The 13,073-nt window shown below is 66.9% G+C and carries 19 protein-coding genes and 1 pseudogene; 1 reads left to right on the top strand and 19 read right to left on the bottom strand.

Annotation, left to right across the window (positions count from 1 at the left end; all coding sequences use genetic code 11):
• Nucleotides 1–980, top strand: a pseudogene (locus ACGFI7_RS02250) (hypothetical protein); the annotation flags it as partial.
• A 76-nt stretch (nucleotides 981–1,056) separates the two neighbouring features.
• Here the strand turns inward: ACGFI7_RS02250 and truA are convergent.
• The 19 genes from truA to rpsH form a co-directional block, all read right to left on the bottom strand.
• A complete protein-coding gene (truA, locus tag ACGFI7_RS02245) occupies nucleotides 1,057–1,914 on the bottom strand; it encodes a tRNA pseudouridine(38-40) synthase TruA (RefSeq protein ID WP_393399580.1) in 858 nt (285 codons plus the stop codon).
• A gap of 109 nt (nucleotides 1,915–2,023) precedes the next feature.
• On the bottom strand, nucleotides 2,024–2,560 hold the full coding sequence (rplQ, locus tag ACGFI7_RS02240) for a 50S ribosomal protein L17 (protein ID WP_393398123.1): 537 nt from the start codon (nucleotides 2,558–2,560) through the stop codon (nucleotides 2,024–2,026).
• A 149-nt stretch (nucleotides 2,561–2,709) separates the two neighbouring features.
• Nucleotides 2,710–3,726, bottom strand: a complete 1,017-nt coding sequence (locus ACGFI7_RS02235) for a DNA-directed RNA polymerase subunit alpha (protein ID WP_055506403.1) — start codon at nucleotides 3,724–3,726, stop codon at nucleotides 2,710–2,712.
• 105 nt (nucleotides 3,727–3,831) lie between these two features.
• The gene (rpsD, locus tag ACGFI7_RS02230) at nucleotides 3,832–4,458 is read right to left on the bottom strand and encodes a 30S ribosomal protein S4 (RefSeq protein WP_393398121.1); all 627 of its coding nucleotides are present in this window, start codon (nucleotides 4,456–4,458) and stop codon (nucleotides 3,832–3,834) included.
• Nucleotides 4,459–4,477: 19 nt separating this feature from the next.
• A complete protein-coding gene (rpsK, locus tag ACGFI7_RS02225) occupies nucleotides 4,478–4,882 on the bottom strand; it encodes a 30S ribosomal protein S11 (protein ID WP_020542285.1) in 405 nt (134 codons plus the stop codon).
• Between the two features lie 111 nt (nucleotides 4,883–4,993).
• On the bottom strand, nucleotides 4,994–5,374 hold the full coding sequence (rpsM, locus tag ACGFI7_RS02220) for a 30S ribosomal protein S13 (RefSeq protein WP_393398119.1): 381 nt from the start codon (nucleotides 5,372–5,374) through the stop codon (nucleotides 4,994–4,996).
• 218 nt (nucleotides 5,375–5,592) lie between these two features.
• Nucleotides 5,593–5,706 (bottom strand): 50S ribosomal protein L36, encoded by a 114-nt coding sequence (gene rpmJ / locus ACGFI7_RS02215; protein WP_003956441.1) that lies wholly within the window; start codon nucleotides 5,704–5,706, stop codon nucleotides 5,593–5,595.
• Between the two features lie 23 nt (nucleotides 5,707–5,729).
• Nucleotides 5,730–5,951: a translation initiation factor IF-1 gene (gene infA, locus ACGFI7_RS02210; protein ID WP_012887858.1), complete on the bottom strand. Its 222-nt coding sequence runs from the start codon at nucleotides 5,949–5,951 to the stop codon at nucleotides 5,730–5,732.
• A gap of 310 nt (nucleotides 5,952–6,261) precedes the next feature.
• The gene (locus ACGFI7_RS02205; protein WP_393398117.1) at nucleotides 6,262–6,681 is read right to left on the bottom strand and encodes a hypothetical protein; all 420 of its coding nucleotides are present in this window, start codon (nucleotides 6,679–6,681) and stop codon (nucleotides 6,262–6,264) included.
• 111 nt (nucleotides 6,682–6,792) lie between these two features.
• The gene (locus ACGFI7_RS02200; RefSeq protein ID WP_393398115.1) at nucleotides 6,793–7,218 is read right to left on the bottom strand and encodes a DUF1707 domain-containing protein; all 426 of its coding nucleotides are present in this window, start codon (nucleotides 7,216–7,218) and stop codon (nucleotides 6,793–6,795) included.
• Nucleotides 7,219–7,241: 23 nt separating this feature from the next.
• Nucleotides 7,242–8,045: a type I methionyl aminopeptidase gene (map, locus tag ACGFI7_RS02195; protein WP_393398113.1), complete on the bottom strand. Its 804-nt coding sequence runs from the start codon at nucleotides 8,043–8,045 to the stop codon at nucleotides 7,242–7,244.
• A gap of 114 nt (nucleotides 8,046–8,159) precedes the next feature.
• Nucleotides 8,160–8,810, bottom strand: coding sequence for an adenylate kinase (locus ACGFI7_RS02190; protein WP_393398111.1), 651 nt, complete (start codon nucleotides 8,808–8,810; stop codon nucleotides 8,160–8,162).
• A complete protein-coding gene (gene secY / locus ACGFI7_RS02185) occupies nucleotides 8,810–10,120 on the bottom strand; it encodes a preprotein translocase subunit SecY (RefSeq protein ID WP_393398109.1) in 1,311 nt (436 codons plus the stop codon). Before secY ends, ACGFI7_RS02190 begins: the two co-directional genes overlap by 1 nt.
• 168 nt (nucleotides 10,121–10,288) lie before the next feature.
• Nucleotides 10,289–10,744: a 50S ribosomal protein L15 gene (rplO, locus tag ACGFI7_RS02180; RefSeq protein WP_393398107.1), complete on the bottom strand. Its 456-nt coding sequence runs from the start codon at nucleotides 10,742–10,744 to the stop codon at nucleotides 10,289–10,291.
• Nucleotides 10,745–10,746: 2 nt separating this feature from the next.
• Nucleotides 10,747–10,929 (bottom strand): 50S ribosomal protein L30, encoded by a 183-nt coding sequence (rpmD, locus tag ACGFI7_RS02175; RefSeq protein ID WP_080043226.1) that lies wholly within the window; start codon nucleotides 10,927–10,929, stop codon nucleotides 10,747–10,749.
• A gap of 2 nt (nucleotides 10,930–10,931) precedes the next feature.
• Nucleotides 10,932–11,561, bottom strand: a complete 630-nt coding sequence (gene rpsE, locus ACGFI7_RS02170; protein WP_393398105.1) for a 30S ribosomal protein S5 — start codon at nucleotides 11,559–11,561, stop codon at nucleotides 10,932–10,934.
• A 25-nt stretch (nucleotides 11,562–11,586) separates the two neighbouring features.
• The gene (gene rplR / locus ACGFI7_RS02165; protein WP_393398103.1) at nucleotides 11,587–11,970 is read right to left on the bottom strand and encodes a 50S ribosomal protein L18; all 384 of its coding nucleotides are present in this window, start codon (nucleotides 11,968–11,970) and stop codon (nucleotides 11,587–11,589) included.
• A 2-nt stretch (nucleotides 11,971–11,972) separates the two neighbouring features.
• Entirely contained in the window at nucleotides 11,973–12,515 is a 543-nt protein-coding gene (gene rplF / locus ACGFI7_RS02160; protein WP_393398101.1) for a 50S ribosomal protein L6, read from the bottom strand.
• Nucleotides 12,516–12,531: 16 nt separating this feature from the next.
• Nucleotides 12,532–12,930, bottom strand: a complete 399-nt coding sequence (rpsH, locus tag ACGFI7_RS02155; RefSeq protein ID WP_270155259.1) for a 30S ribosomal protein S8 — start codon at nucleotides 12,928–12,930, stop codon at nucleotides 12,532–12,534.
• Nucleotides 12,931–13,073: the final 143 nt, after the last annotated feature.

Below are 13,073 nucleotides of genomic sequence, written 5' to 3'. Positions count from 1 at the left end.
CCGAAGGCGCTCCACGCGCGCCCCAGGGCGGTGTCGTCCCACCCCGGGAGTCCCCCCATGGCGGCCCTGTCGCGCCCCTGCCCGGCAGGAAAGGGCCCGCCGGGCTGCCACCCGCGCCCAGGGAAGTCCCCGTACAGGGAGAACTCGCCGGGCGGGTGCCCCGGCAGGGTGAGCTGGCCCCGCTGCGGGAGGGTGACGGCGGCGGTCCCTTCAGGCAGCCGCCGTTCGCGTCGATCCAGGTGCAGGAACCCGCGAAGAGCAAGCGGGCGTTGTTCGCCACGCTCGGGGTGCTGGTGCTCGCCGGTGTCGCCACGGGCGGGTTCTTCGCCGTCCGGTCCGCCAACTCGTCGGCGCCCACCGGGGTGACCGCGAGCGCGCCGACCACCGGTCCCACCACGAGCCCGACCGCCGCCCCCTCGGTCACCACCCCGGCCCAGCCGTCGGGCACGTCCATGCTCAACTCGGAGATCACCGATCCGAAGGCGCTGTCACTCAAGGAGGCGTTCCCGGAGAAGAAGGTGGACGCGGCGGGAGCCACCTTCACCAGGATCAAGTCGAACATGACCGACGACTGCTCGGACGCCGCGGCGGGACCCTTCGCCGAGGCGTTGGAGGAGCAGAAGTGCAGCCGTGTGCTGCGGGCGACGTACGTCGACCGCAAGCGCCGCTACGCGGTGACCACCGGCATCGCGGTCCTGCCCAGCAAGGACGCCGCGCTCCGCGTCGACCAGACCAAGGACCTCAGCCGCAACCTCTGGTTCCGCGGCCTGGCGGGTCCTGACGGGTCAGGCGGCGACCGGGTGAACATCGCCGGCGGCTACGCGGCCGGCCTGGTGTGGGGCCGCTACCTCGTCTTCAGCTACGCCACCCACGCCGACGGCCGCACACCCAGCGGCAAGGAGAAGACCCTCGTCAAGGTGAGCAGCGAGTTCCGCGACGAAACCGCCAAGGTCCTGGAGCGCCGCATCACCGACAACTAACCCCACACCCCCGGCGGGCGCGCCCTCGCACGGACCGCAGGCTCCCCATCCGGGGCGCGCACACCAGCCGGCGGCCTCACGCGTCCGGGGTCAAAGTACGTACGCGCCGCGTCGTACTCGCGCGATCCGCCAGTTCCCCGTCCGGCGGGTAGCGCACCTCCTCCAGGCACAGCCCGTGGGCGGGCGCCACGTGCACGCCGGTGTCGCGTACGCCGGCGGTGAGCACCTGGCCGGGCCATTCGACCGGGCGACGGCCGTCGCCCGCGGCCAGGAGGGAGCCGACGAGGGCTCGTACCATCGAGTGGCAGAACGCGTCGGCCACCACGGTCGCGGCCAGCACCCCGTCGGGTTCGCGCGCCCAGTCGAGCCGCTGCAGCTCCCTGATCGTGGTGGCGCCCTCGCGTTTCTTGCAGAAGGCGGCGAAGTCGTGCTCGCCGAGCAGGCGGGCGGCGGCGGCGTTCATGGCGTCCAGGTCGAGTGGCCGGTTGTGCCAGAGCACCTCGTGCCGTCGCAGCGGGTCGCCGCCGCCGGGGGCGTCGCTCACCCGGTACGCGTACCGACGGGACAAAGCGGAGAACCGGGCGTCAAAGCCTTCAGGAGCCACCGAGACCCGAAAAACCCGCACATTCGGTGAAAGGACACCCCCGAGCCTCCGCACCAGCGCAGCGAGCCTCTCATCCGTCCCCAACTGCCCGGGCCGGTTCCCGTCGAGCCCCGCCAGCGCCTCGTCCGGCACGTCGAGATGCGCCACCTGCCCGCGCGCGTGCACCCCGGCGTCGGTGCGCCCGGCGACGGTCAGCGCCGGCCCGGCCAGCCGGAGGATCCGGCCGAGCGCCTGCTCGATCTCCCCCTGCACGGTACGCAGCCCGGGCTGGCGGGCCCAGCCGGAAAACCCGCTCCCGTCGTACCCGAGATCCAGCCGCAGCCGAACCACGATCACCTCCACGCCGACGCGCACGAAATGACCCCGGACCAAGACAGCCCGGAGACGACAAAGGGCCCGAACCCCCGATGAAGAGGTCCGGGCCCGTCAGCCTGGAGGATCAGGCCTCGTCCTTCTTCGCCTCCGGCGCCTCGGCGGCGTCGGCGGTCTCGTCGCTCTTGGCCTCGGCCGACTCGGCGGCGGCCGACTCCTCGGTCGTCGCCTCAGCCTTCTCCTCCTCCGCCGGAGCGGCGGGAGCAGCGGCGGCGGCCGGAGCCGTGGTGCGGGTGACCGTGTTCAGCGGCTCGGTCACCAGCTCGATGACGGCCATCGGGGCGTTGTCGCCCTTACGCGCGCCGATCTTGGTGATCCGGGTGTAGCCGCCGGGACGCTCGGCGAACGTCGTCGCGATCTCGGTGAAGAGGTGGTGGACGACGCCCTTGTCCTTGACGACAGTGAGCACCTGGCGACGGTTGTGGATGTCGCCCTTCTTCGCCTTGGTGATCAAACGCTCCGCCAGCGGGCGGAGACGCTTGGCCTTGGTGACCGTCGTGCGGATCTTGCCGTGGCGGAACAGATCGGTGGCCAGGTTGGCCAGGATCAGCCGCTCGTGCGCCGGGCTGCCGCCAAGACGTGCGCCCTTGGTGGGCTTGGGCATTGCTCTCTCCTTGTGAGTTAACCGCCCCGGCCGTGCCAGGTACCGGGGTCGGGCGGGTGGCCACGGACGGCCCCCCGCGATGCGAAGACCGCGCCGGTGCGTCGCACCGGCGCGACCTCTCCCGGGCCCTCGTCACGAGGGCCCCGGGATCAGTACTGCTCGGTCTCGACGTACGCGCTGTCGTCGTCGTCGTAGCCGCCACCGGCCACCGCGCTCGGGTCGAACCCGGGCGGGGAGTCCTTGAGCGCCAGCGACATCTCATGCAGCTTCTGCTTGACCTCTTCGATCGACTTGGCGCCGAAGTTGCGGATGTCGAGCAGGTCCTGCTCGCTCCGCGCGACCAGCTCGCCCACGGTGTGGATGCCCTCGCGCTTGAGGCAGTTGTACGAGCGGACGGTGAGGTTGAGCTCCTCGATCGGCAGCGCCAGGTCGGCGGCCAGCGCGGCGTCGGTCGGCGACGGGCCGATGTCGATGCCCTCGGCCTCGACGTTGAGCTCGCGGGCCAGGCCGAAGAGCTCGACGAGGGTCTTTCCGGCGGAGGCCACCGCGTCGCGGGGCTTCATCGCCGGCTTGGTCTCGACGTCCAGGATGAGACGGTCGAAGTCGGTGCGCTGCTCGACTCGGGTCGCCTCGACCTTGTAAGTGACCTTGAGAACCGGGGAGTAGATCGAGTCGATCGGGATGCGGCCGATCTCCTGGCCGGGCTGCTTGTTCTGCGCGGCGGAGACGTAACCGCGGCCGCGCTCGACCGTCAGCTCCATCTCCAGCTTCGCCTTGCTGTTGAGCGTGGCGATGCGCAGCTCGGGGTTGTGCACCTCGACACCGGCCGGCGGCGCGATGTCGGCGGCGGTGACCTCACCCGGGCCCTGCTTGCGCAGGTACATCACGACCGGCTCGTCGTGCTCGGAGGAGACGACGAGCTCCTTGAGGTTGAGGATGATGTCGGTGACGTCTTCCTTGACCCCGGGAACGGTCGAGAACTCGTGCAGCACGCCCTCGATCCGGATGCTCGTCACGGCGGCGCCCGGGATGGACGACAGCAGCGTGCGGCGGAGCGAGTTGCCGATGGTGTAGCCGAAGCCCGGCTCCAGCGGCTCGATGACGAACCGGGAGCGTGTCTCGTCGATGGACTCTTCGAGAAGAGTCGGGCGCTGAGCGATCAGCATGAGCGGGTTCTCCCCTTTTTCGTGTGGCGCCCGCTATATGACGCCACTCCGATAAACAGCCTAGTTCTCGTACGGGATCCGTACGAGAACCAGGACGGCGAGCGACTACTTGGAGTAGTACTCGACGATGAGCTGCTCCTGCACCTGGGTGTCGATCTGCTGCCGGACGGGCAGCTGGTGCACCAGGATGCGGAGCTTGTCCGGCACGACGCCCAGCCAGGCCGGGACGGTGCGCTCGCCGGCGGTGGCGCGGGCCACCTCGTACGGCATCAGGCTGCGCTTGGTCTCGCGCACCTCGATGATGTCGTGCTCGCGCACGCGGTAGGACGGGATGTCCACCTTCTTGCCGTTGACCATGATGTGGCCGTGGCGGACCTGCTGGCGGGCGGCGTCACGCGACTGCGCGAAACCGGCGCGGTAGACGACGTTGTCGAGGCGGCTCTCCAGGATCTGGAGGAGGACCTCACCCGACTTGCCGCTCTTGCCGGCGGCTTCCTCGTAGTAGTTGCGGAACTGCTTCTCGAGGACGCCGTAGATGCGGCGGGTCTTCTGCTTCTCGCGAAGCTGAAGCTGGTACTCGGACTCCTTGGGGCGTCCGCGGCCGTGCTCACCCGGCGGGTAAGGACGGATCTCGATGGGGCACTTGGCGGACTCGCACTTGCTGCCCTTGAGGAAGAGCTTGGTCTTCTCCCTGCGGCAGAGCTTGCAGTCCGCGCCCGTGTAACGAGCCATTTCTCACTATCTCCTGGAATCAGACGCGGCGGCGCTTCGGCGGCCGGCAGCCGTTGTGCGGAACCGGGGTGACGTCCTGGATCGAGCCCACCTCGAGGCCGGTGGCCTGGAGGGAGCGGATCGCGGTCTCCCGGCCGGAGCCGGGACCCTTGACGAAGACGTCGACCTTGCGCATGCCGTGCTCCATGGCGCGGCGGGCGGCGTTCTCGGCGGCCATCTGAGCGGCGAACGGGGTGGACTTACGGGAGCCCTTGAAGCCCACGTGGCCCGCGCTGGCCCAGGAGATCACGTTCCCGTTGGGGTCGGTGATCGAGACGATCGTGTTGTTGAACGTGCTCTTGATGTGGGCGTGCCCGTGAGCGACGTTCTTCTTCTCCTTGCGGCGCACCTTCTTCGGTGCGCCTTGGCGGCTCTTAGGAGGCATTGCTTGCCTTCAACTCCTGAGGTCTTCGGTCCGCGGCTGTGCTTAGTGGTCGCGCTCGCTCGGCCTTCGCTCGTCACACGAGCTAGCGACCGTTCGCGCTCCGGTGGACTACTACTTCTTACCGGGCTTCTTCTTGCCGGCCACGGTCTTCTTCTTGCCCTTGCGGGTGCGCGCGTTGGTCTGCGTGCGCTGGCCGTGGACGGGCAGGCCCTTGCGGTGCCGGATGCCCTGGTAACAGCCGATCTCGATCTTTCGCCGGATGTCGGCCTGGACCTCGCGGCGCAGGTCACCCTCGATCTTGTAGTTCGCCTCGATGTAGTCACGCATCGGGACGAGCTCTTGGTCGGAGAGCTGGTGCACACGGAGGTCGGGGCTCACACCGGTGGCCTGGAGGATCTCCTGGGCGCGGGTGCGGCCGATGCCGTAAATGTAGGTGAGAGCGATCTCCAGCCGCTTGTCGCGGGGGAGGTCGACGCCAACCAGGCGAGCCATGGCGGGCATTCTCCTTCGTTGTGGCGGAGGTCTTGCGCGCCACTTCCCCTCCCCATGCCCGGGGTGGAGGGCCCCGGCCTCCGACCGGGGGTCTCCCAAGTGGTCCAGGTCTCTGATGAGGCCTGCCTGCTCGGGTGTGACACGCGCTTACGAATCAGACTTCTCATGCGTCGAGCCCGCACCCTGTGCGGGGCGGACTCGGAGAAGCCTTGCGGCGACTAGCCCTGACGCTGCTTGTGGCGCAGGTTGTCGCAGATCACCATGACGCGACCGTGCCGGCGAATCACCTTGCACTTGTCGCAGATCTTCTTGACGCTCGGCTTTACCTTCATAATCCTTTGTGTCCTCAGACGTCTTACTTGTATCGGTAGACGATCCGCCCACGACTCAGGTCATAGGGGCTCAGTTCCACGACTACCCGGTCGTCCGGCAGAATCCGGATATAGTGCATCCGCATCCGTCCGCTGATGTGGGCCAGGACCTTATGGCCGTTGTCGAGCTGCACCCGGAACATGGCGTTCGGGAGCGACTCAACCACAGTGCCCTCGATCTCGATGGCGCCGTCTTTCTTGGCCAAAATCCCTCGCGTTTCACTGATCGATCGTCTGAGGCTCCGGTTCACTAAGCAGCCGCGACCCCACGCTTCGGAGAGAGCGGCGACCGGCAAGGGGCGCCGACGCGTGTTGGTCATAGTGAGCCGACTAAGGAGTGTACGACACCACGGCGAAAAACGCGAAACGCGTGCCGGGTGTCCCGACACAACCACGACTCAGTCTACCTGAATCCTCCGCCGCCTCGGACCATCTTGCCGCGCGCCCCGCCCCCGGCATGACGGAAGGCCCGCCGGGGAGCGGCGGGCCTTCCTGGTGCGGGGAGAGATATGGCTGCTAGTAGATGCGGTGCACCGAACCGCAGTACTTGGTCGGGCCGCCCCAGCAGGTGTAGGTGTACAGCTTCTTGATGTTCTTCTTGCTCCAGGTGTGGCTGGTGGAGCCGTTCCAGCGGTAGTAGTGCTTGCCGGTCTTGCCGCTCTTGTACTCGTACCGGAACCAGACGTAGCCGTGCTTGGAGGTGAACTCCTTGCCGTACCACTTCGTGTAGACCTTGCCCTTGAACTTCCAGGTCTTCCCGTACGTGTAGGCCTTCTTGTTGCTGGAGTAGTACTTGCCCCAGTTGCCGGCGGTGGCGGTGGCGGCCGTCGCCTGCGCGGTGGCCGGCGCGGAGGCTGCCTGGGCGGCGGGGGCGAGAGCGAGACCGGTGACGGTCATCGAACCGGCGAGGGCGGCGGCTGCAAGGACCTTGCGCATGTCGTTTCCTCCGTGAGTGGTGTTTCTCGACACCAATGACGTTAGGAATCCGCGCGCTTTCTTTCTGTGGACGAATGCGCAGAGTGCACTAGTGCACAGAAAGAGCCCTTTTCACTTTTCCCGTCTGCCGGCCCCGGCAATGGTGCTGACCAGCAGGATCACGCCCCACGGGCCCATGACCCAGAGCGGCCACGGATAGACGAAATCCCCCGAGGTGACGCTGACGATGAACCAGATGACCCAGTTGATCGAGCTGGCCAGGGCCCACGCGCTCCACGCCGCCACCATCCCGGCATGCGCGCCGCGCAGGGCGACCTGCTGCTCGGGGATCTTCGCCGGGCGGTTGCGCAGGTCGACATCCGGCAGATCGGCGGTGAGCTTGGCGAGTTCGCCATAGGTCTTGCTCTTGTACAGCGCTTCGAGCCGCTCGTTGAACTCGTCCATCGTGATGCGGCCTTCGGCGGTGTGCTCGCGCAACACGGCGGCCACCCGATCACGATCGACGTCGGACGCTCGCATCTCGGGGCTCTGCGCCATACCCACCACTCCCGGACTTGCGGCTAATGCTGCGGTAGGCGCTCTTTGCCCCCATCAAGAGCAGTTAGCACCCAAGGACCATTATGTGTCACCGCGACGCTGTGTTCGAAGTGTGCGGAGGCTTTGCCGTCGACCGTGACCACGGTCCAGTCGTCCGCCAGCACCCGGGTCCGCTCCGACCCGAGGTTGACCATGGGCTCGATGGCCAGGCACATGCCGGCTTCCAGGATCGGGCCCCGGCCCCCCTTGCCGTGGTTGGCGATCCACGGGTCCATGTGCATCTCCGTGCCGATGCCGTGGCCTCCGTACTCCGGTGGGATGCCGAACCTGCCCTGCGACTTGACGTAGCGCTCGATCGCGTTGCCGATGTCGGAGAGGTGCCGGCCCGGCTGGAGCGCCCTGATGCCGGCCCACATCGCCTCTTCGGTGATCCGGATCAGGTTCAGCAGCTTCGGGTCCGCCTCACCCACCGGGACCGTGACGGCGGAGTCGCCGTGCCAGCCGTCGAGGATGGCGCCGCAGTCGATCGAGATGATGTCGCCCTCGCGCAGCTTGCGCGCGCCGGTCGGGATGCCGTGGACCACCTCGTTGTTGACCGAGGCGCAGATCGTGGCGGGAAAGCCCTGATAGCCCTTGAAGGACGGGACGGCCCCTTCGTCCCTGATCGCCTTCTCCGCGATGACGTCCAGGTCGAGCGGCGTCATGCCGGGCTCGACGGACCGCCTCAGCAGGTCGAGCGTGCGCCCCACGACCAGGCCCGCGGCACGCATCTTCTCCAGCTGCTCAGGCGACTTGATCTGAATTCCATGCCTGTTTCTTTTGAACACGTACGGCACCCCCAAGGGCTTCAACGGGCAAACATGGGAGCCCAATTCCCCCCACAATAGCCGCGAGGTGGCACAGACTTCCGTGCCACCTCCGCGAACTATATGCAGAACCAACTACCCCAGGAACGGCCTGATAGCGTTCATGGCCCGCTGGGTGACCTCCTCCACCGGCCCCGTGGCGTCCACGCCGACCAGGATGCCCTCGTCGGCGTAGTAGGAGATCAGTGGTGCGGTCTGCTCCTGGTAGACCTCCAGGCGGTGCCTGACGGTCTCCTCTTTGTCGTCGTCACGCTGGAACAACGTGCCGCCGCAGGCGTCGCACCGGTCGTCCTGCTTGTCGTCGAACTCCACATGCCAGATGCGCCCGCACTGGCTGCACGTGCGCCGCCCCGCCAGTCGCCTGACCACCTCTTCGTCGTCGACCACGAGCTCCAGCACGAGGTCGAGCCCCTGACCCCAGTCGGCGAGCATCTTCTTGAGAATCTCGGCCTGAGGCACGTTGCGAGGAAATCCGTCGAGCAGGAAACCGTCCTGCGCGTCGTCCTCCGAGAGGCGGTCACGGACCATGGCGATGGTGACCTCGTCGGGCACCAGGTCACCACGGTCCATGTAGGTCTTGGCGAGCTTGCCTAGCTCCGTGCCCCCGGAGACGTTGGCACGGAAAATGTCACCTGTCGAAATCTTCGGGATGGACAGGTTCGATGCGATGTACTGGGCCTGAGTCCCTTTACCCGCTCCAGGGGGCCCGACGAGAACGAGACGCACTACCGCAGGAAGCCTTCGTAGTTACGCTGCTGCAGCTGGCTCTCGATTTGCTTGACCGTGTCCAGGCCGACACCAACCATGATCAGAATGCTCGTCCCTCCGAACGGGAAGTTCTGGCTCGCTCCGGCCACCGCGAGCGCGACGATCGGGACCATGGAGATCAGACCCAGATAGAGCGCACCGGGCGTGGTCAGGCGGGTGAGCACGAAGTTGAGGTACTCAGCCGTCGGCCGGCCCGGACGGATGCCCGGAATGAACCCACCGTACTTCTTCATGTTGTCGGCGACTTCAGTGGGGTTGAAGGTGATGGACACGTAGAAGTAGGTGAAGAAGACGATCAGGAGGAAGAACGTCGCCATGTAGATCGGCGTGTCGCCGGTGGCGAGGTTCTGCGAGATCCACTGGATGACCGCGTTGGGGTTCTCGGCGTTCGCGAACAGCGACGTGATCAGCTGCGGCAGGTAGAGCAGCGACGAGGCGAAGATGACCGGGATGATGCCGGCCTGGTTGACCTTCAGCGGGATGTAGGTGGACGTGCCGCCGTACATCCGGCGCCCGACCATCCGCTTGGCGTACTGCACCGGGATGCGGCGCTGCGCCTGCTCGACGAAGACCACGGCGGCGACGAGGAACACGCCGACCACGAGCACGGCGGCGAAGGTGAACTTGTTCGCCTGGAAGATGTTGGCCATCTCGGACGGGAAGATCGACACGACCGAGGTGAAGATCAAGATGGACATGCCGTTGCCGACGCCGCGGTCGGTGATGAGCTCGCCCAGCCACATGATCACAGAGGTGCCCGCGGTCATGATGACGACCATGGTCACGATCTGGAAGACGTTGTCGGGGTCGAGCAGCACGTCCTGCTGGCAGTTCGGGAACAACTGCCCGGAGCGGGCCAGCGCGATGAATGCGGTCGACTGGAGAATGCCGAGTGCGATGGTCAGGTAACGCGTGTACTGCGTGATCTTGGCCTGACCGGCCTGGCCTTCCTTCTTGAGCGCTTCGAGTCGCGGAATGACGACGACCAGCAGCTGAAGGATGATGCTCGCGGTGATGTAGGGCATGATGCCCAGCGCGAACACCGAAAGTTTCAACAGGGCGCCGCCGCTGAACAGCTGCACCATTCCGTAGACGTTTCCGTTGGCGCCGTCGCGGGCCTGGTCGAAGCAGGCCGCCAGGTTTTGCACGTGAACGCCCGGAGTCGGAAGAACCGAGCCGAGACGGAACAGCGCGATGATGCCCAGGGTGAAGAGCAACTTCTTGCGCAGGTCCGGCGTCCGGAACGCCCGGGTAAACGCGGTCAGCACGGTCCCTCCTGCGCGCCTATGAGGCGATGTGAGTATGCGATGGTGCGGGGATCTGCCATCTGAGTCTCAGGTCAAATCGAGCAGGACAGAATCCTGCCGTCTCGCGAACTCTAACGCACTACGTGCGTGGGGGCCCATTGTCAGAGCCCCCACGCCGCGTAATTGCTCTTACAGCTCGGTCACGGAACCGCCGGCAGCGGCGATCTTCTCCTTCGCGGCGTTCGAGAAGGCATGCGCCTGCACGTTCACCGCGACCGAGATCTCCCCGGTGCCCAGGACCTTGACCGGCTGGTTCTTGCGGACAGCGCCCTTGGCGACCAGCGCCTCGACGGTGACGTCGCCACCCTCGGGGAACAGCTCGCCGAGCCTGTCGAGGTTGACGACCTGGTAGGTCGTCTTGAACATGGCGTTGGAGAAGCCCTTGAGCTTCGGCAGACGCCTCTGCAGCGGCACCTGGCCACCCTCGAAGCCGAGGGGGACCGTCGTGCGGGCGTGGCTGCCCTTGGTGCCGCGACCGGCGGTCTTGCCCTTCGACGCCTCGCCGCGGCCCTTACGGACCTTCGGCTTGTTGGCGCCGGGGGCGGGACGCAGGTCGTGAATCTTGAGCGGAGCCTTGTCAGTCATGACTAGTCGACCTCTTCCACCTCGACGAGGTGCGTCACCACGGAGACCATCCCGCGAATCTCGGGGCGGTCCTCCTTGACGACGACGTCGCCGATTCGCTTCAGGCCAAGCGAGCGCAGCGAGTCACGCTGGTTCTGCTTGCCACCGATCTTCGAGCGAACCTGAGTGATCTTCAGGCGTGCCACGACTAGCTCACCGCCTTAGCGGCCGCGGCCTCGGCGATGCCCTCGCGCTGGGCCTTGAGCATCCGGGCCGGAGCCACGTCCTCGATCGGCAGGCCACGGCGGGCGGCGATCTCCTCGGGCCGGGAGAGGCCCTTCAGAGCCGCCACGGTGGCGTGCACGATGTTGATCGGGTTGTCGGAGCCGAGCGACTTCGAGAGCACGTCGTGGATGCCGGCCGCCTCCAGGACCGCACGCACCGGGCCACCGGCGATGACGCCGGTACCGGCGGACGCCGGACGCAGGAAGACGACACCGGCCGCCTCCTCGCCCTGCACCGTGTGCGGGATCGTGCCCTGGATCCGGGGCACCTTGAAGAAGTGCTTCTTCGCCTCTTCGACGCCCTTGGCGATGGCGGCCGGGACTTCCTTGGCCTTGCCATAGCCGACGCCGACCATGCCGTTGCCGTCGCCGACGACGACGAGGGCGGTGAAGCTGAAGCGACGACCACCCTTCACGACCTTGGCCACTCGGTTGATCTTCACTACGCGCTCGATGTACGAGACGCCCTTGTCTGCGGCGCCACCGCGGCGATCGTCACGACGGTCCCGCCGCTCGCCACCGGTGCCGCCACCGCGACGCGGAGCTGCAGCCATCAGTGGTTCCTCTTCTCAGTTGCCATCAGAACTCGAGCCCGCCTTCGCGGGCGCTGTCCGCCAGGGCCGCGATGCGCCCGGCGTAGCGGTTGCCACCACGGTCGAACACGACAGCGGTGATCCCGGCTTCCTTGGCCCGCTGAGCGAGGAGCTCGCCGACCTTCTTGGCCTTCTCGGTCTTGTCCGCCTCCAGCGCACGCAGCGAGGGGTCCATGGTGGACGCGCTCACCAGCGTGTGCCCGACCGTGTCGTCCACGATCTGGACGAACATGTGGCGGGTCGAGCGGTTGACGACCAGGCGCGGACGCTGGGCCGTACCGACGACCGACTTGCGGACGCGGCGGTGGCGGCGGGCCCGCGAGACGGTGCGGGCAGCCGTGTGCTTGCCGAACGCAGTCTTCGGAGCCATGCCTACTTACCAGCCTTTCCGACCTTGCGGCGGATTTGTTCGCCCTGGTAGCGCACGCCCTTGCCCTTGTACGGGTCGGGCTTGCGCAGCTTGCGGATGTTGGCGGCGACCTCGCCGACCTTCTGCTTGTCGATGCCGTCCACGTGGAACAGGGTCGGCTTCTCGACGCGGAAGGTGACGCCCTCGGGGGCGTCCACGATGACCGGGTGGCTGAAGCCCAGCGAGAACTCCAGCTGCGTCGGGCCCTTGGCCTGGACGCGGTAACCGACGCCGACGATCTCCAGGGACTTGGAGTAGCCCTGCGTGACGCCCTGCACCATGTTGGCGATCAGCGTCCGGGACAGCCCGTGCAGAGCACGGACCTTGTTCTCGTCGTTGGGACGGGTCACCTCGATGGCCCCGTCGTCGTCGCGACCCACCTTGATGGGGTCGGCGACCTTGTGAGTGAGCGTGCCCTTCGGGCCCTTGACCTGGACATCCTGGCCGTCGATCGTGATGTCTACGCCGCCGGGCACAGGGATGGGCAGCCGTCCGATACGCGACATGCTGGGTTCCTCCCCTCTACCAGACGTAGGCGAGGACTTCCCCGCCCACACCACGCTTGCCGGCCTGCTTGTCAGTCATGAGACCGTGGGACGTCGAGATGATCGCGACGCCCAGTCCGCCCAGGACTCGAGGCAGGTTGTCCTTCTTCGCGTAGACCCGCAGGCCGGGCTTGGAAACCCGGCGCAGGCCCGCCAGCGAACGCTCACGGCTCGGCCCGAACTTGAGCTCCACCACGAGGTTCTTCCCGACCTTGGCGTCTTCGACGGTCCAGGCCTGGATGTAGCCCTCCTGCTGGAGGATCTCGGCGATGTGCGCCTTGATCTTCGAGTACGGCATCGACACGCTGTCGTGGTACGCCGAGTTCGCATTACGCAGACGCGTGAGCATGTCTGCGATCGGGTCGGTCATCGTCATGGCCAGTGGCCTTCCTCGCCGCGGTTTCCAGTCGGCCGAGTGTCAGTGGAGTGCACTGCTCTGCCGGTGGACCTTCGGCGCGGTCATGGGAGCTCTCGGCGAGAGCTCCCGGTTTTCGATTTACAGATATGTGGGACGGTCGG

Source organism: Nonomuraea sp. NPDC048826 (assembly GCF_043198225.1).
Lineage (GTDB): Bacteria > Actinomycetota > Actinomycetes > Streptosporangiales > Streptosporangiaceae > Nonomuraea.
This window is presented reverse-complemented; position numbering and strand designations above follow the sequence as displayed.